The 17,417-nt window shown below is 41.6% G+C and carries 11 protein-coding genes; 8 read left to right on the forward strand and 3 right to left on the reverse strand.

Annotation, left to right across the window (positions count from 1 at the left end; all coding sequences use genetic code 11):
• Positions 1–4 precede the first annotated feature (4 nt).
• From ilvB to ESA94_RS19890, 8 genes are all read left to right on the forward strand, one after another.
• Positions 5–1,753, forward strand: coding sequence for a biosynthetic-type acetolactate synthase large subunit (gene ilvB / locus ESA94_RS19855; RefSeq protein ID WP_129132699.1), 1,749 nt, complete (start codon positions 5–7; stop codon positions 1,751–1,753).
• A gap of 106 nt (positions 1,754–1,859) precedes the next feature.
• Positions 1,860–2,450, forward strand: coding sequence for an acetolactate synthase small subunit (ilvN, locus tag ESA94_RS19860; RefSeq protein WP_129132700.1), 591 nt, complete (start codon positions 1,860–1,862; stop codon positions 2,448–2,450).
• Positions 2,451–2,645: 195 nt separating this feature from the next.
• Positions 2,646–4,130, forward strand: coding sequence for a ketol-acid reductoisomerase (ilvC, locus tag ESA94_RS19865; protein WP_129132701.1), 1,485 nt, complete (start codon positions 2,646–2,648; stop codon positions 4,128–4,130).
• A gap of 6 nt (positions 4,131–4,136) precedes the next feature.
• A complete protein-coding gene (gene ilvA, locus ESA94_RS19870; protein ID WP_205756026.1) occupies positions 4,137–5,387 on the forward strand; it encodes a threonine ammonia-lyase in 1,251 nt (416 codons plus the stop codon).
• 136 nt (positions 5,388–5,523) lie between these two features.
• Positions 5,524–10,041 carry a glutamate synthase large subunit gene (gltB, locus tag ESA94_RS19875; protein WP_129132702.1) on the forward strand — a complete coding sequence of 1,506 codons (4,518 nt, stop codon included), beginning with the start codon at positions 5,524–5,526 and terminating at the stop codon, positions 10,039–10,041.
• 39 nt (positions 10,042–10,080) lie between these two features.
• Positions 10,081–11,589 carry a glutamate synthase subunit beta gene (locus tag ESA94_RS19880; RefSeq protein WP_129132703.1) on the forward strand — a complete coding sequence of 503 codons (1,509 nt, stop codon included), beginning with the start codon at positions 10,081–10,083 and terminating at the stop codon, positions 11,587–11,589.
• Between the two features lie 223 nt (positions 11,590–11,812).
• On the forward strand, positions 11,813–13,213 hold the full coding sequence (locus tag ESA94_RS19885; protein ID WP_129132704.1) for an ammonium transporter: 1,401 nt from the start codon (positions 11,813–11,815) through the stop codon (positions 13,211–13,213).
• A gap of 109 nt (positions 13,214–13,322) precedes the next feature.
• A complete protein-coding gene (locus ESA94_RS19890) occupies positions 13,323–14,429 on the forward strand; it encodes an outer membrane beta-barrel protein (protein WP_129132705.1) in 1,107 nt (368 codons plus the stop codon).
• Between the two features lie 205 nt (positions 14,430–14,634).
• Here ESA94_RS19890 and ESA94_RS19895 read toward each other — a convergent pair whose 3' ends face one another.
• The 3 genes from ESA94_RS19895 to ESA94_RS19905 all read right to left on the reverse strand — a co-directional run bounded on the left by ESA94_RS19895 (position 14,635) and on the right by ESA94_RS19905 (position 17,362).
• Complete coding sequence (locus tag ESA94_RS19895; RefSeq protein WP_129132706.1) at positions 14,635–15,684, reverse strand: agmatine deiminase family protein; 1,050 nt, start codon at positions 15,682–15,684, stop codon at positions 14,635–14,637.
• A 68-nt stretch (positions 15,685–15,752) separates the two neighbouring features.
• Positions 15,753–16,628, reverse strand: coding sequence for a carbon-nitrogen hydrolase (locus tag ESA94_RS19900; RefSeq protein WP_129132707.1), 876 nt, complete (start codon positions 16,626–16,628; stop codon positions 15,753–15,755).
• A 155-nt stretch (positions 16,629–16,783) separates the two neighbouring features.
• Complete coding sequence (locus ESA94_RS19905) at positions 16,784–17,362, reverse strand: NAD(P)H-dependent oxidoreductase (RefSeq protein WP_129132708.1); 579 nt, start codon at positions 17,360–17,362, stop codon at positions 16,784–16,786.
• Between the last annotated feature and the right edge of the window lie 55 nt (positions 17,363–17,417).

Genomic DNA, 17,417 nt, shown 5'->3' on the forward strand with positions numbered 1-17,417 from the left:
TGAAATGGAAACACTCACAATAAAAGAAACGAAAAAGCAAGTGGAAGAAAAAAAATCCATTAGTGGTAGCGTAGCAGTGTTAGATGCGTTACTCAACGAAAACGTAAACACAGTATTCGGTTATCCGGGTGGTGCAATCATGCCTATCTACGATGCATTGTATGATTACAATGATCGTTTGGAACATATTCTTGTTCGTCATGAGCAAGGTGCAATTCATGCAGCACAGGGTTATGCAAGAGCAAGTGGTAAAACAGGTGTTGTGTTTGCAACAAGTGGTCCCGGTGCAACAAATCTTGTAACAGGATTGGCAGATGCAATGATCGATTCAACACCGGTTGTATGTATAACCGGACAAGTGTTTGCACACTTACTTGGTACTGATGCATTCCAGGAAACTGATGTGATCAACATTACAACTCCTGTTACAAAATGGAATCACCAGGTAACAGATGCAAGTGAAATTCCTGCTGCATTGGCAAAAGCATTTTATATCGCAGGCAGTGGTCGTCCCGGTCCTGTGTTGATCGATATTACCAAGAATGCACAAATGCAGTTGTTCGAATATGAAGGTTACAAGAAGTGTGAACATATCCGCAGCTATCGTCCAAAGCCGATCGTTCGTAAAGAATATGTGGAAGAAGCTGCAAAGCTTATTAACGCAGCAGAACGTCCTTTTGTGATCTTCGGACAAGGTGTGATACTTGGGAAAGCAGAAAAAGAATTCAAAGCTTTTATTGAAAAAGCTGGTATTCCTGCTGCATGGACCATCATGGGTATGAGTGCTATTCCAACCGATCATCCGTTGGGTGTTGGTATGTTGGGTATGCATGGTAACTACGGCCCCAACTTGTTGACGAATGAATGTGATGTGTTGATCGCTATTGGTATGCGTTTCGATGATCGTGTAACCGGCCGTTTAGATAAATATGCCAAGCAGGCGAAAGTGATTCATCTCGATATTGATCCTGCAGAAATTGATAAGAATGTAAAATCAACCGTTCCTGTTTGGGGCGATTGTAAAGAAACATTACCACTGCTCACTGCATTAGTGGAAAGCAAAGTGTATCCGCAATGGTTACAGAAATTCCACGACTGCATGGAAAAAGAAAAGTCAACCTGTATTGAACCTGAGATGAATCCTGCAGGCGATATCTTAACCATGGGTGAAGTAATTAAAACACTCAACGAGTTAACAGATGGTAATGCCATTGTTGTAACGGATGTTGGTCAGCACCAGATGGTGGCCTGCCGTTATGCAAAAATGAATCACAGCAAAAGCAATATCACCAGTGGTGGTTTAGGAACGATGGGTTATGCATTGCCTGCAGCTATTGGTGCAGCGTATGGCGATCCAACACGTACAACTGTTGCAGTAATTGGTGATGGTGGTTTCCAGATGACGTTGCAGGAGTTGGGAACGATCATGCAGTTTAAACCAAACGTAAAAATTTTAATTCTGAATAACCAGTTCTTAGGAATGGTGCGCCAGTGGCAGCAATTGTTCCATGAAAAACGTTATTCGTTTGTTGATATCACAAGTCCTGATTTTGTGCAGGTGGCGAAAGGTTATTATATCGATGGACAACGTATCAGTGAACGTTCACAATTAAAAGCTGCATTGAAAACAATGCTCGATCATGAAGGCAGCTATCTGCTGGAAGTGATGGTTGGTAAAGAAAACAATGTATTCCCGATGGTGCCACAGGGCAGGGGCGTTGCAGAAATTGTATTAAGTAAAGAAGAAATCTAAAACAAGTCAGGAAAGTCGGAAAGTCAATAGACAGAAAGACGATTCTGAAAACATAAACACACTTCCGGACTTCGGTCTTGCCGACTTCCGGACTAATTTGAGAGTTATGCAAAAACAGGAATTTACCATAACGGTATATACAGAGAACCAGATCGGTTTATTGAACCGTATCGCTATTCTCTTTTCCAAACGAAAGATCAATATCGACAGTTTAAATACATCACCAAGTGAAGTAGACAGTGTGCATCGTTTCACCATTGTGATCAACGAAACAGAAGAAGTGGTGCGTAAACTCTGTCGCCAAATTGAAAAACAAGTGGAAGTGTTGAAAGCGTATTACAACACCAATGAAGAAATCATCTGGCAGGAACTGGCTTTATACAAAGTGCCAACAGAGGTCATTGCTGAAGAAGTGAAAGTTGAACGTTTGTTGAGTCAGTATGGTGCAAAGGCTGTAGTGATCCGTAAAGATTATACTGTGTTTGAGGTAAGCGGGCAACGTGATGAAACAGATGCGTTCATTAAAGTATTGGAGCCGTACGGATTAATTGAATTTGTACGCAGCGCAAGAGTAGCGATCATTAAAGCAAGTGATGGCTTCCACAAAAAACTGAAAGAGTTTGAATACCGTGAGCCAAGTGAAGAAGTGATCGAGAACGAATATTTAGATAAGAACGAAGAGGTGTTTGAAATGTAAAGCCCCCTCGTCTGAACCATGATTTATGTGATTGGTTGGATGAAAGGATGATGAATAAAGTTGATGTAGTAGAAGAGTGCGACGCAACAGAGGATGATGAGCGTTGATGTCGCTGGTAACATAAAAATTAAATTTTTAAATCTAAACTTTCTTTGCTTGTTGTGAGCAAAGGCAAAACAAAAAAGAGAAACGAAAATGGCAAATTACTTTAACACACTTCCGCTCAGGGAACAGCTTGCACAGCTTGGTGTATGTGAATTTATGGACCGTAGTGAGTTTGCGGATGGTGTGAATGCGTTATTGGGAAAAAAGATCGTCATCGTTGGTTGCGGTGCACAAGGTTTGAACCAGGGTTTAAACATGCGTGATTCAGGATTGGATATTTCGTACACGTTACGTAAAGAAGCCATTGCAGAAAAACGTGCTTCATGGAAAAATGCAACAGAGAATGGTTTCAATGTTGGCACATACGAAGAATTGATCCCAACTGCTGATCTCGTGTTGAACTTAACTCCCGATAAACAGCATACATCAGTAATTAAAGCCATTATGCCATTGATGAAACAAGGTTCTACTTTGTCGTACTCACATGGTTTTAATATTGTGGAAGAAGGTACACAGATCCGTAAAGATATTACGGTGATCATGGTGGCACCTAAGTGTCCGGGTACAGAAGTGCGTGAAGAATACAAGCGTGGTTTTGGTGTACCTACTTTGATCGCTGTGCATCCTGAGAATGATCCTGAAGGAAAAGGTTTGATCCAGGCAAAAGCATATGCTGCTGCAACAGGTGGTCATCGTGCAGGTGTGTTGCGTTCATCATTTGTTGCCGAAGTAAAATCGGATCTGATGGGTGAGCAAACCATTTTGTGTGGTGTGTTACAAACAGGTTCTATTCTTGCTTTCGATAAAATGGTAGCGAATGGTGTTGATGCTGCTTATGCATCAAAATTGATTCAATATGGTTGGGAAGTGATCACTGAAGCGTTGAAGCACGGTGGTGTTACTGCCATGATGGATCGTTTATCAAATCCTGCCAAGATCAAAGCATTTGAACTTTCACAAGAGATCAAAAATATCTGGCGTCCGTTGTTCCGCAAACACCAGGACGATATCATGAGCGGCGAATTTTCATCAACTATGATGAAAGACTGGGCAAATGATGATAAGAACTTACTCGGCTGGCGTGCAGCAACAGGCGAAACTGCATTTGAAAAAACTGCACCTACTTCAGCTAAAATTGCTGAGCAGGAATATTTCGATAATGGTTTGTTGCTCGTTGCATTTGTACGTGCAGGTGTTGAACTTGCATTTGAAACAATGGTTGCTTCAGGTATTAAAGCAGAAAGTGCTTACTACGAATCATTGCACGAAACACCGTTGATTGCTAATACAATTGCACGTAAGAAGTTGTTTGAAATGAACCGTGTAATTTCTGATACAGCAGAATATGGTTGCTACCTGTTTGATCATGCAGCAAAACCAATGCTTACAGAATTCATGAAAACAATTGATACAGATGTGATCGGTAAAAACTTCAACGATGGTAAAGATGCAGGGGTTGATAACAAAGAACTGATCGCTGTAAATGATATTCTTCGTTCGCACCCTGTTGAACAGGTAGGCGCTGTATTGCGTAAAGCAATGACCGATATGAAGAAGATCAGCACTGAAGCATAATTAAGAATGAATACTGCATCGAACATACAATTAGATTTTAACGGCGCCGCACTGCGTATTAAAAAAGTAGTGCACAAAACGCCGTTGCAGTTAAACCGCAATCTCTCCAAGAAGTACAACTGTAAAGTGTACCTCAAGCGTGAAGATCTGCAGGTGGTACGCAGTTATAAATTGCGTGGTGCTTATAACATGATGAGCAGTTTATCCACCGAAGAATTACAAAAAGGTGTTGTATGCGCAAGTGCAGGTAACCATGCACAGGGCTTTGCATTCAGTTGTAAAAAGCTCAATGCAAAAGGTGTGGTGTTCATGCCTGTGATAACGCCCAATCAAAAGATCAACCAAACAAAAATGTTTGGCGAAGATTTTATTGAAGTGCGTTTGGTGGGCGATACATTCGATGATTGTGCTGCTGCGGCAAAAAAATATACAGAAGAAAACGGTATGACCTTTATTCCTCCTTTCGATGATCTGCGCATCATCGAAGGGCAGGGTACCGTTGGTGTGGAGATACTGGAAGAACAGAGTGAAATTGATTACATCTTTATTCCGGTTGGTGGTGGTGGTTTAAGTGCGGGCATTGGTTCGTATTTCAAAACCTATTCACCCAAAACAAAAATTATTGGAGTAGAGCCGGAAGGTGCTCCATCAATGAAAGAAGCGTTGGCAGCAGGTCATCCTGTAACTGTTGAAAATATTGATCGCTTTGTTGATGGTGCTGCTGTAAAACGTGTAGGCGATATTCCGTTCAGCATTTGTAAAGATGTGTTAGACGATATGCATCTTGTGCCTGAAGGAAAGATCTGTTCTACTATCTTAAGATTATATAACGAAGATGCCATTGTAGTTGAACCGGCAGGTGCGTTAAGCATTGCTGTGTTAGATGACTATGCTGATGCCATCCAGGACAAAACAGTTGTTTGCGTGGTGAGCGGAAGCAACAACGATATTGATCGCATGCAGGAGATCAAAGAACGAAGCCTGCAGTACGAAGGGTTAAAACATTATTTCCTCATACGATTTGCACAACGACCCGGTGCATTAAAAGAATTTGTAAATCATGTGCTCGGTGAAAACGATGACATTACACGTTTTGAGTACATGCAGAAGCATAATAAAGAAACAGGTCCGGCATTGGTGGGAGTGGAGCTGCGGAGCAGGATGGACTATGATGCGCTTTTAGCCAATATGAAAAAGTACCAGATTAACTTTACCGAACTAAACAAGAACGATAACCTGTTTGGATACCTTGTGTGATGTTTGTGTTAAAAATATGACAGACCTCACAACGGGTGTTAGTTGATTTATTTGGTAATTTTAGACGATTGCTTGCTATTTCAGGAACCTAAACCCTGATACAAATAATATTTTTAATTCAAAACTTGCATGTAGAATGGCAGGCAACCAAGGTTTATACAACCCGGCATTTGAACACGATGCTTGTGGTATCGGCTTCGTAGCGAGTATCAAAGGCTACAAATCTCATCAACACATCAGTGATGCATTAACTGTTCTTGAACGTATGGAACATCGTGGTGCATGTGGTTGCGAAGATAATACCGGCGATGGTGCAGGTATTATGATCCAGGTTCCACATGAATTCTTCTTTGAAGAATGTTTAAAGCTGGGTGTACATCTTCCTTCATTTGGAAAATATGGTGTGGGTGTGTTGTTCTTCCCGAAAGAAGTAAAGCTTCGTGAAGAGTGTCGTGATATTTTCAACCGCACAGCAGAAAAGCTGGGTCTTGAAATTTTGACGTACAGAAAAGTACCCGTGAATCCGGATGGTATTGGTCCTTCTGCATTAAGCGTAGAACCGGAAATGGAACATGTGTTTATTGCATGTCCCGATCACATTACCAATGCCGATGAGTTCGAACGCAAGTTGTTTGTATTGCGTAATCATGCAACGCATTTAATTAACAGTACAGTAAAGAAAGATGCCATTGGTTTTTACATTGCATCACTCTCTTATAAAACAGTTGTTTACAAAGGACAGTTAACCAGCGGACAGGTTCGTGGTTACTTCCCCGACTTAAACAACAAACGTGTGGTGAGTGCATTTGGTTTGGTACACAGCCGTTTTGCAACCAACACATTTCCTTCATGGAAACTCGCACAACCTTTCCGTTATATTGCACACAATGGTGAGATCAATACATTACAAGGTAACCTCAACTGGTTAAAGTCTTGTGAGCATGGTTTCTCTTCTCCCAATTTCACAAAAGAAGAAATGGAGATGTTGTTGCCAATTGTTTCCGGCGGACAATCAGATTCTGCATGTTTAGATAACATGATCGAGCTGTTAACCATGACAGGTCGTTCATTACCGCATGTAATGATGATGTTGATTCCTGAAGCATGGGATGGTAACGATCAGATGGATCCGGTGAAGAAAGCGTTCTACGAATACCATGCAACGATTATGGAGCCATGGGATGGTCCGGCATCTATTTCATTTACTGATGGTAAAATGATTGGTGCTACACTTGATCGTAATGGTCTTCGTCCTTCACGTTACTGCATTACTACCGATGATCGTGTAATTATGGCGAGTGAAAGTGGTGTATTGTGGGTTGATCCGAAAACCATTGTAAAGAATGGCCGTTTACATCCCGGTAAAATGTTTGTGGTGGATATGGAGCAAGGTCGCATCATCAGTGATGATGAATTGAAATCAACCATCTGTTCGCAAAAGCCATACGCCGATTGGTTAAATCAAAATAAAATACGTTTGGAAGAATTGCCTGAGCCACGTGTAGCCTTTACACATCTCAGCGATGAAAGCGTACATAAATATCAAAAAGCATTTGGTTACTCAACTGAGGATATCGATACCATCATTACGCCAATGGCGCTCGATGGTAAAGAACCGATCGGTTCAATGGGTACCGATACACCGTTGGCTGTATTGAGCGATCAGCCGCAACATCTTTCTTCTTACTTCAAGCAATTGTTTGCACAGGTAACCAATCCGCCGATCGATCCTATTCGTGAGCGTATGGTAATGAGTCTTGCAACCTTTGTTGGTAACAACGGTAACCTGTTGGAAGAAGATCCGATGCATTGCCACACGGTAGCATTGAAACAACCGATCCTTACCAGCAGCGATCTGGAAAAGATCAGAAGTATTGATACCGGTAAGTTCCAGGCAAAAACCATTCAGATCTATTTCCGTGCAGATGGTAAGCCCGGCTCATTAAAAGCAGGTCTCGATCGTATCTGTCGTTATGCAGAAGATTCTGTGCGTGATGGATTTGAAGTGTTGATCCTTTGCGATCGTGCAGTAGATAGTGATCATGCTGCTATTCCATCGTTACTCGCAACTGCTGCAGTACATCATCACCTTATCCGTAAAGGATTACGTGGCGAAGTAGGTATTGTTGTTGAAGCAGGCGATGTTTGGGAAGTACATCATTTTGCATGCTTGGTTGCTTTTGGTGCAACAGCCATCAATCCATACCTCGCATTGGCTTCTATCCGTAACATGAAAGTGAACGGTAAACTCGAAACAGAACTCGAGTGGGAAGTTTTGCGTAAGAATTATGTGAAAGCTGTTTGCGATGGTTTGCTGAAGGTATTCTCGAAGATGGGGATCTCTACCTTGCAATCATACCAGGGTGCACAGATCTTTGAAATACTTGGTTTGAACCAGGAAGTAGTTGATAAATATTTCACAGGTGCAACAAGTCGTATACAAGGTATCGGTCTGGAAGAAATTGCACGTGAAGCTTTGGTGAAACATTACTTTGCTTTCAGCAAAAAAGATATTCCGGTAGATCGTTTACCGGTGGGTGGTGTTTACCAGTGGAAACGTAAAGGCGAATTCCATTTGTTTAATCCAACAAGCATTCACCTGTTGCAGTACGCAACAAAAATGAACGATTACAATACGTTTAAAAAATATACAAAGTATGTAAACGATCAGAGCGAAAAAGCTGCAACGCTGCGTAGCCTGTTCGAATTTAAACGTACCCGTCCTGCTATCAGCATCGATGAAGTGGAGTCTGCAGAAAACATTTACAAACGTTTTGCTACAGGTGCTATGAGCTTCGGTTCTATTTCGTGGGAAGCACATACAACATTGGCGATTGCCATGAACCGCTTAGGTGGCAAGAGCAATACCGGTGAAGGTGGTGAAGATGAAGTACGTTACGAACGTTTACCAAATGGCGACAGTATGCGTTCTGCAATTAAGCAGGTTGCTTCTGCACGTTTTGGTGTAACAAGTTTGTATCTCACAGAAGCAGATGAGTTACAAATTAAAATGGCACAAGGTGCTAAGCCGGGTGAAGGTGGACAGCTGCCGGGTCATAAAGTAGATGACTGGATCGGCCGTACACGTCACTCAACACCTGGTGTTGGTTTAATTTCACCTCCTCCGCATCACGATATTTATTCGATTGAAGATTTGGCACAGCTCATCTTCGATTTAAAAAATGCCAACCGTGCTGCACGTATTAACGTAAAGCTTGTAAGTAAAGCTGGTGTGGGTACGATTGCTGCGGGTGTAACAAAAGCAAAAGCAGATGTAGTATTGATCAGTGGTTTTGATGGAGGTACAGGTGCATCACCTATTTCATCTATCAAGCATGCAGGCTTGCCTTGGGAACTTGGTTTGGCTGAAGCACATCAAACACTGGTGAAAAATAAATTGCGCAGCCGTGTGGTAGTGCAAGCCGATGGTCAGATGAAAACAGCCCGTGACATTGCTATCGCTACTTTGCTTGGTGCAGAAGAGTGGGGTGTTGCAACAGCTGCATTGGTTGTTGAAGGTTGTATCATGATGCGTAAGTGTCATCTTAATACTTGTCCTGTTGGTGTGGCCACACAAGATCCTGAATTGCGTAAGCGTTTCAGCGGCGATCCTGATCATGTGGTAAATTTCTTCCGCTTTATTGTACAGGAGTTGCGTGAAATTATGGCTGAGCTTGGTTTCCGTACGATCAATGAAATGGTAGGCCAGGTAGATAATCTGCAAATGCGTGAAAACATTACGCATTGGAAATTCAGCAAGCTTGATCTTTCTCCTGTTCTTTACAAAGAACCGGCTTCTGCAACAACAGGATTGTACTGTGCAGAAGATCAGGATCATGGTTTGGCAGAAGTGCTCGACTGGAAATTGTTGGCTGCAGCAAAACCTGCAATTGAAAAGAAAGAAAAGGTTACAGCTTCATTTGAAATTAAAAATACCGATCGTACTGCAGGTACAATTCTTTCGAACGAGATCACAAAAGTGTATCGTGGAGAAGGCTTACCGCAGGATACGATTCATTTTAAATTTACCGGTACTGCAGGACAAAGCTTTGGTGCATTTAACACCAATGGTATTACACTCGAGCTGGAAGGTGATGCAAACGATTATTTTGGTAAAGGTTTAAGTGGTGCACGCCTCATCGTGTATCCGCCAAAAGCAGCAACATTTACTCCTGAAGAAAATATCATCATTGGTAACGTTGCGTTCTATGGTGCAACAAGTGGTGAAGCATTCATTCGTGGTAAAGCAGGCGAACGTTTCGCAGTTCGTAACTCTGGCGCCAACGTAGTTGTTGAAAGTGTAGGCGATCATGGTTGCGAATACATGACAGGTGGACGTGTAGTGATCCTTGGCGATACAGGCCGCAACTTTGCCGCAGGTATGAGTGGTGGTATTGCTTATGTGTATGATGTGAAAGGAAAGTTTGCAACTAACTGCAATAAAGAAATGGTTGATCTGGATCCTGTGGGAGCAGATGATGTTGCAGAATTAAAACAAATGATCAGCAAACATTTTGAATACACAGGCAGTGCTGTTGCAAAATTTGTTCTGGACGATTTCGAAAATCAACTCCAACATTTTGTAAAAGTATTCCCAAGCGATTACAAAAAAGTGCTGCAGAAGTCTTCACAAATTGCAGTGGCAGGTAAATAATCATCTAATTCAGCGAAAGCGTTATAAATCGTTTTAGAAATGGGTAAACCAACCGGATTTTTAGAATTTACAAGAGAGCTTCCATCAAAGCGTAGTGTGGAAGAGCGTGTAGGCGATTACAAAGAATTTGTAAACCGTTACAGCGATGAAAAGCTGAACCAGCAGAGTGGACGTTGTATGAATTGTGGTGTTCCGTTTTGTCACAGCGGTTGTCCTTTAGGCAACGTTATTCCCGAGTTCAACGATGCGGTGTATAATAAAGAGTGGAAAGATGCGTACGATATTCTTACATCAACCAATAATTTCCCTGAGTTTACGGGTCGTATCTGTCCGGCACCATGCGAATCTGCATGTGTGTTAGGCATCAATCAACCGGCAATTGCAATTGAAGAAATTGAAAAGCATATCATTGAAATTGCTTTCGAGAAAAATTTTGTACAGCCGAAAAAGATCAACAAACGCACAGGAAAAAAAGTGGCAGTGGTAGGTAGTGGTCCTGCAGGTTTGGCGGCAGCTGCTCAGCTGAATTATGCCGGTCATACAGTTACTGTATTTGAACGTGATGATCAGCCCGGAGGTTTGTTGCGTTACGGTATTCCCGATTTTAAACTGGAGAAATGGGTAATCGACCGTCGTGTAAAACTGATGGAAGAAGAAGGTGTAACATTTAAATGCAACGCCAACGTAGGTGTAAATGTAAATGTGAATGATCTGCTGCGTGAGTTTCATGCCATCGTTCTTGCAGGTGGTTCAACAGTACCACGTGATCTGAATGTTCCCGGTCGTGAATTGGATGGTGTTTATTTCGCAATGCAATTTTTAAAGCAACAGAATAAACGTAATGCCAATCTCGATCCGTTAGCAAACGCAGCTATTGAGAGCAATATACTTTCAGCAGAAGTGTTGGCAACGGGTAAAAATGTTGTGGTAATTGGTGGTGGCGATACAGGAAGCGACTGCGTAGGTACAAGCAACCGACATAAAGCAACATCGGTAACACAATTTGAATTAATGCCAATGCCACCAACAGGTCGTACACAGTTTATGCCCTGGCCAACTTATCCCATGACGTTGAAAACATCTTCCTCGCATGAAGAGGGTGCCGATCGTAAATGGGCTGTTGCAACCAAAGAATTTATTGGTGATGAAAATGGTAAGTTGAAGGCATTGAAAATTGTTGACCTTGAATGGAAGAGCAGTGCCGATGGTCGTCCGGCATCTTTTGTAGAAAGAGAAGGCAGCGAACGGATTATTCCCTGCGAACTTGCTTTATTGGCAATGGGTTTTGTAAATCCGCAATATGCCGGTTTGCTTGAGCAGTTAGGAGTTGACTTGGATGAACGTAAGAATGTAAAGGCAACGGAAAAAGAGTATAAAACAAATATCAATAAAGTGTTTACTGCAGGTGATATGCGTCGTGGTCAATCACTGGTGGTTTGGGCTATCAGCGAAGGGCGTGAATGTGCACGTAAAGTAGATGAGTTTTTAAGCGGTGGAATATCCGTTTTGGAGACAAAAGATCAAACTGCTGCAGCTTTAATGTTTTAGTAAGAGTTTATTTGTTGGGTAATATGATGCCCAACTTGTTTAAACAGGTGTAAATAATTGAATTTTAAATTATTGCACCTGTTTTTTTGTTGCCATTCAATAAATATTAAAAAATATAAAATGTGAAATAAACTAACGTGTTGTATTAGTTTTTATCGGTAGTTTAGTTAAATAATAATTAATTAAATAATTAATTAATATCTAAACCAAAAATCGATAGACCATGATTAAAAAAGTAACCCCACGGCAAATTGCCCCCTTCCTCATTTTGGCAGCCGTAGCCATTGCCTCGTTGTTCATTCCGGTTGTTCCCGGTTTTGAAGACAAAGCAGGCGTTTATAATCCTGCAGATATTGCCTGGATTATTGTAGCAACAGCATTAGTATTTCTTATGACACCCGGCCTTGCCTTTTTCTATGGCGGTATGGTGCACCGTAAGAACGTTATTTCAACAATGATCAAAAGTGTGGTTGCCGCAGGTGTGGTAGGCGTACTTTGGATTGTAGTTGGCTTCAGCCTTGCCTTTGGTTCTTCCGTTGGTGGTTTCATTGGCGATCCTTCTACTTTCCTGTTCTTTAAAGATGTTACCTCAGGTGCTCCCTGGAGTTTAGCACCAAGCATACCGTTAGCGTTGTTTGCTTTGTTCCAGATGATGTTTGCAATCATTACTCCTGGTCTGGTAGTAGGTGCCGTTGCTGAACGTATCCGTTTTACATCCTATATCCTGTTTACCGTTTTATTTTCATTATTAGTTTATGCTCCGCTTGCGCATTGGAGCTGGCATCCGGATGGATTCCTGTTTAAAATGGGTGTTCTCGACTTTGCAGGTGGTACAGTAGTACACATTTCTGCAGGTTGTGCTGCACTTGCCGGTGCATTGGTATTAAAGCGCAGAAAAGTACACATCGAAAACAAAGAAATTCCACCTGCAAACGTACCATACGTATTGATCGGTACCGGTTTGCTCTGGTTTGGTTGGTTTGGTTTCAATGCAGGTTCTGCATTGGGTTCAAATGCATTGGCGGTTTCTGCCTTTGCAACAACAAACACAGCAGCAGCAGCAGCAGGTTTAAGCTGGATGTTCTTTGATGTTGTACGTGGTAAAAAACCTTCTGTACTTGGTTTTTGTATTGGTGCAGTAGTTGGTCTTGTTGCCATTACACCTGCAGCAGGTTTCGTAGGTATTCCTCAAAGTATCTTCATTGGTGCAGTAGCAGCCATCATTTCTAACATCGCAGTATACTACAAACAAAAATCAAGACTTGATGATACATTGGATGTATTCCCTTGTCATGGTATTGGTGGTATGGTTGGTATGCTTATGACGGGTTTATTTGCGTCAAAAGCAGTTAACACAGCCGGAAACGATGGTTGGTTCTACGGTAACTTCGATTTCTTCTTTACGCAGTTAAAAGCGCTTGTAATTGTTGTTGCATTCAGCTTTACTGCATCATTCATCATCTTTAAATTCATCAACTTTATTCTGCCTTTGCGTGTAAGTGAAGAAGAAGAAGAGTTGGGTCTGGATGCTACACAGCACAACGAAAAGTATCTGCAAGGAACTTTGCTGGTTGCTAAAAATGGCCAGATGAAAGAAGAAGAAGCAGATCAGATTTCTGAATAATCACATTATTAAATATCGATTTCCATTAGAAAAAAAAGGTACAGCATAATAATCTGCTGTTGACGCAACAGATGTGCTGTACCCTTATTAACACTTAAAATCAATTACAATGTTACGAAAATTCTTCGCAACGGGGTCTTTCCTGTGTGTTACCTTATTGTCTTTCGCTCAACAAAATTCATCGCTCGAAAAAGTAACTCCGCCAACTGATTCAACAGCGGCAGCAGCAGATGAACCAGAAAAAAAACCGGCTTTAACCATTAGTGGTTCTGCAGATACATATTTCAAATACGACTTCGCTAAACAAGGTTCTAACAACAGAACAAGCTTTACAAATGCAAACAACACATTTGCTATTGGTATGGCATCTGTTAAATTTGAACATGCAGGCGATAAAGTAAGTGCTGTTGCAGATTTAGGTTTCGGCCCACGTGCAATGGAATTTGCTTACAATGATGCAGGTATTTTTGCTGCAGTTAAACAATTGTATGTTTCATATGCTCCTGTTGAAAGCCTCAAGTTTACTGCAGGTACTTGGGCTACACACGTAGGTTATGAATTAGTTGATCCGCAACTTAACCGTAACTACAGCATGAGCTACATGTTCACCAATGGTCCTTTCACACACACTGGTGTTAAAGCAGATTTAACTGTTGGTAAAAGTGGTTTCATGGTAGGTATTGCAAACCCTACAGACTATCGTTTATTACCTGCCGGACAAATTGAAAAGAAATTTTTTATTGCACAGTACAGCCTTGCTGCAACTGACGGTATTAAATTGTATGCAAACTTTGTTGCCGGTAAAAACCCCGACACTTCTCTTGTAAATCAAATTGACTTTGTAGGTACGTTTGCTGTTAGCAGCAAATTCAATATTGGTGTTAACGCTACACTCAACAATACCAAAGCATGGGATGGTTCTAAGAACGAAGATGCTAAAAGCTGGTGGGGTGCTGCTGCATACCTTAACGTTGATCCTACAGATGTGTTTGGTTTAACACTCCGTAGCGAATTATTCGATGATAAAGATGGTGTAAAAGGTTTTGGTACATCCATCTTCGCAAATACACTCTCTGCCAACTTTCGTGTAGGTGGCTTCACTTTCATTCCTGAATTGCGTATTGAAAGTGCCGGCGCTTCTATCTACAGCGATAAAGATGGTGCAGGAACAAAATCAGCTGCCAGCTTCCTGTTGGCTGCCGTGTATAAATTCTAACTCGAACAACGGCCATTCAGTTTCCTTTTTTATATATGGCAGGCCCGCTCTTTCTATAGCAGGCAATCGATTACCCCTTTGTTTTTACAAAGGGGTTCGATTTTAGAAATTTTAATGATGGTAATCGTAACTAAGCATGAGAAAAAGAAAGTCTCTCCGTTTGGAGAGACTTCTTTGTTTATAAAATGATTTTAGTTGATGTGGACTATACCAATGGTTCCTGTTGGCTTAAGCAATGGAAACTGCCCAGTCCCCAGATGATCTCTGTTGAATCAATTCCAACAACATCACGATCAGGAAAACATTGCTGAATGATCTGCAATGCTTTTTCATCTTTTGCGCAACGGAAGGTTGGAACAATCACCGATTTGTTAGCGATATAAAAGTTTGCATACGATGCAGGTAAACGTTGTTCATCATACAGCACTTCATCCGGCATGGGTAACTCCACAATGTTGAGTTGTTTGCCATTGAGCAAACGCATGCTTTGCAGCTGTTTTAAATTATGTTGCAGCAGATCGTAATTCTCATCTGCTTTGTTTTCTTCAATAACCGTTAATACAGTGTCTTCGTTTACAAAGCGAACTGTATCATCAATATGTCCATCAGTATCATCACCAATAATGCCTTCATCAATCCACAAAATCTGTTCAACACCATAATAGTTAATGAGGTATTCTTCAATTTGTGATTGATTCAAATGCGGGTTACGGTTTGGATTGAGTAAGCATGCAGTTGAAGTCATTAATGTGCCTTTGCCATTGAACTCAACAGAGCCTCCTTCCATGACGATGCCGGGATTGAATACCGGTAAGTTGTAATGCTTGCCAATCAATGTTGGGATCACATCATCCAGATCGTAGGGAGGATATTTATCGCCCCATGCATTGTATCCCCAGTCGACAATTACTTTCTTTTGTTCAGCATTTGGGTTAATGAGAAATGCCGGACCATGATCTCTGCACCAGGCATCGTTGGTAGGATGAAAAAAGAATTCAACTTTGCTCAGATCAACAGCTGCTGTTTGTAAATGCCCCAATGCAAAATTCTTCATGGCTTCATCTGCCACATTAATACGCACCTGTTCACCTTTCGTCAATTCTTTAATAAACTGAGCGTAGTATGGAAAGATGGTATCAATTTTTCCCGGCCATGAAGCTTCCTTATGCGGCCACGAAAGCCATGTTGCTACATGCGGAGCAAATTCAGCAGGAAAGATGTATCCAAGTTCTTTGGGAGTAAGTTTTGAGTTCATAGTTAATAGTTCATCGATCATGGTTGTTGGCTCATGCTATGAACAATGAACCATCTACCATGAGCAGTTTAATCTTCATCAATAAAACGCTTTGTAATTGGCTGATACGAATCAATTCTTCTGTCTCTTAAGAAAGGCCAGTGTGTGCGGTAACGATCACTCTTGGTAAGATCAAGTTCCTGCACATGAATTTCTTCTGCATCATGCGATGCTTTGTACAGCAATGTGCCAAATGGATTGCTTACAAATGAACCCCCCCAGAATTTCATTGCACCATTCTGCTCAAGCCCAACACGGTTAACACTCACTACATGCAAACCATTTGCAACTGCATGACTGCGTTGTATTGTTTGCCATGCATTGTATTGCTCGGTATTGGTTGCTTCATCCTGCGATGTTGCCCAGCCAATAGCTGTCGGATAGAATAAAATTTCAGCACCCATCAATGCAGTAATACGTGCTGCTTCAGGATACCACTGATCCCAGCAGATAAGAATACCTATTGTAGCAAATTTTGTTTTGAATACTTTATAACCCAGATCACCGGGTGTGAAATAAAATTTCTCGTAATACGCAGGATCATCGGGTATATGCATCTTACGGTATTTGCCCAAGTAAGCACCATCAGCATCCAGTACAGCTGTTGTATTATGGTATAAGCCCTGTGTACGTTTTTCAAACAACGAAGCAATGATCACCACACCTAACTCTTTCGCTACTGCACTCAACGCATCGGTTGATGGACCGGGAATTGCTTCTGCCAGCAGGAAATTATCATAATTCTCTTCATCGCAGAAATAAAGCGAAGTAAACAACTCCTGTAAACACACGATCTGTGCGCCTTTGGCTGCAGCCTCCCTTGTTTTGGCGATAGCCTTTTGCAGATTCTCTTCTTTATTGGCGGTGCAACTCATTTGCACCAACCCAACCTGTACTTTACTCATTGTGCTTTTTTTAAGAGGGGCAAAAATACAGAAATAGTTGGGAGAGGAGTTTACAGTTGATTAGTTTATGGTTAAGGCAGTTATCTCCGGCAGCTTTTCGTTGGTCAGGCGACCAATGAAGGCAGCGTTGTTAAGCATTCTTTCATTTAGCCCTGCTACTTCAACTCTTCGCCGGCAACAACCATTTTTCCAAGCCATTTTTTGCGAAATGCTTCACTTGAATCTTTTACCGGTGCAATAAAGGTTACATGTACAGGCTTAACACCGCAAAATTCAAGCGTGCCTTTTTTAAATTGGTTGATGGTGGGACTTTTCATAAACAGCCAGTCGTACCAGCGGGGTGTATCGGCAGTAACGATGATGTGTGCTGTTTTGCCTTTCAATAATTTTTTAGGGAAAGGTTTGCCCGGCACCGGTTGATAGGTGATACCCGGCAGAAAAACCCGGTCAATAAAACCTTTCATAATGGCAGGATAGCCATACCACCACATCGGGAATACCCATACCAAGTGATCGGCCTGTTTTATCTGTTCAACAGCGTTTAACAGATCGGGCTCGAGTTGTGTACGTTCCCGATAACCATGTTGCAGGTTTGGGTTGAAGTTTAATTCGCCGATATTGAGTTGTGTAAACTGTGCATTCGTTTTTGCCAATCCTTCTTTGTATGCATTTGCCAGCGCATGATTAAAACTTTCCTTATCGGGGTGACCATTAATAAGCAATACTTTTTTCATCTTCCTGTTTTATACAAATGAACAGGAAGCCATTGCAATGAAAAAGGACAAATGT

Origin of the sequence: Lacibacter luteus (assembly GCF_004118265.1) — a bacterium.
Lineage (GTDB): Bacteria > Bacteroidota > Bacteroidia > Chitinophagales > Chitinophagaceae > Lacibacter > Lacibacter luteus.

Coding starts and splice junctions, on each gene's coding strand:
- ilvA (WP_205756026.1), top strand. CDS start 4,137: ATGAATACTGCATCGAACATACAATTAGATTTTAACGGCGCCGCACTG.
- ilvN (WP_129132700.1), top strand. CDS start 1,860: ATGCAAAAACAGGAATTTACCATAACGGTATATACAGAGAACCAGATC.
- ilvC (WP_129132701.1), top strand. CDS start 2,646: ATGGCAAATTACTTTAACACACTTCCGCTCAGGGAACAGCTTGCACAG.
- ESA94_RS19905 (WP_129132708.1), bottom strand. CDS start 17,362: ATGAAAAAAGTATTGCTTATTAATGGTCACCCCGATAAGGAAAGTTTT.
- ESA94_RS19880 (WP_129132703.1), top strand. CDS start 10,081: ATGGGTAAACCAACCGGATTTTTAGAATTTACAAGAGAGCTTCCATCA.
- ESA94_RS19895 (WP_129132706.1), bottom strand. CDS start 15,684: ATGAACTCAAAACTTACTCCCAAAGAACTTGGATACATCTTTCCTGCT.
- ilvB (WP_129132699.1), top strand. CDS start 5: ATGGAAACACTCACAATAAAAGAAACGAAAAAGCAAGTGGAAGAAAAA.
- ESA94_RS19890 (WP_129132705.1), top strand. CDS start 13,323: ATGTTACGAAAATTCTTCGCAACGGGGTCTTTCCTGTGTGTTACCTTA.
- gltB (WP_129132702.1), top strand. CDS start 5,524: ATGGCAGGCAACCAAGGTTTATACAACCCGGCATTTGAACACGATGCT.
- ESA94_RS19885 (WP_129132704.1), top strand. CDS start 11,813: ATGATTAAAAAAGTAACCCCACGGCAAATTGCCCCCTTCCTCATTTTG.
- ESA94_RS19900 (WP_129132707.1), bottom strand. CDS start 16,628: ATGAGTAAAGTACAGGTTGGGTTGGTGCAAATGAGTTGCACCGCCAAT.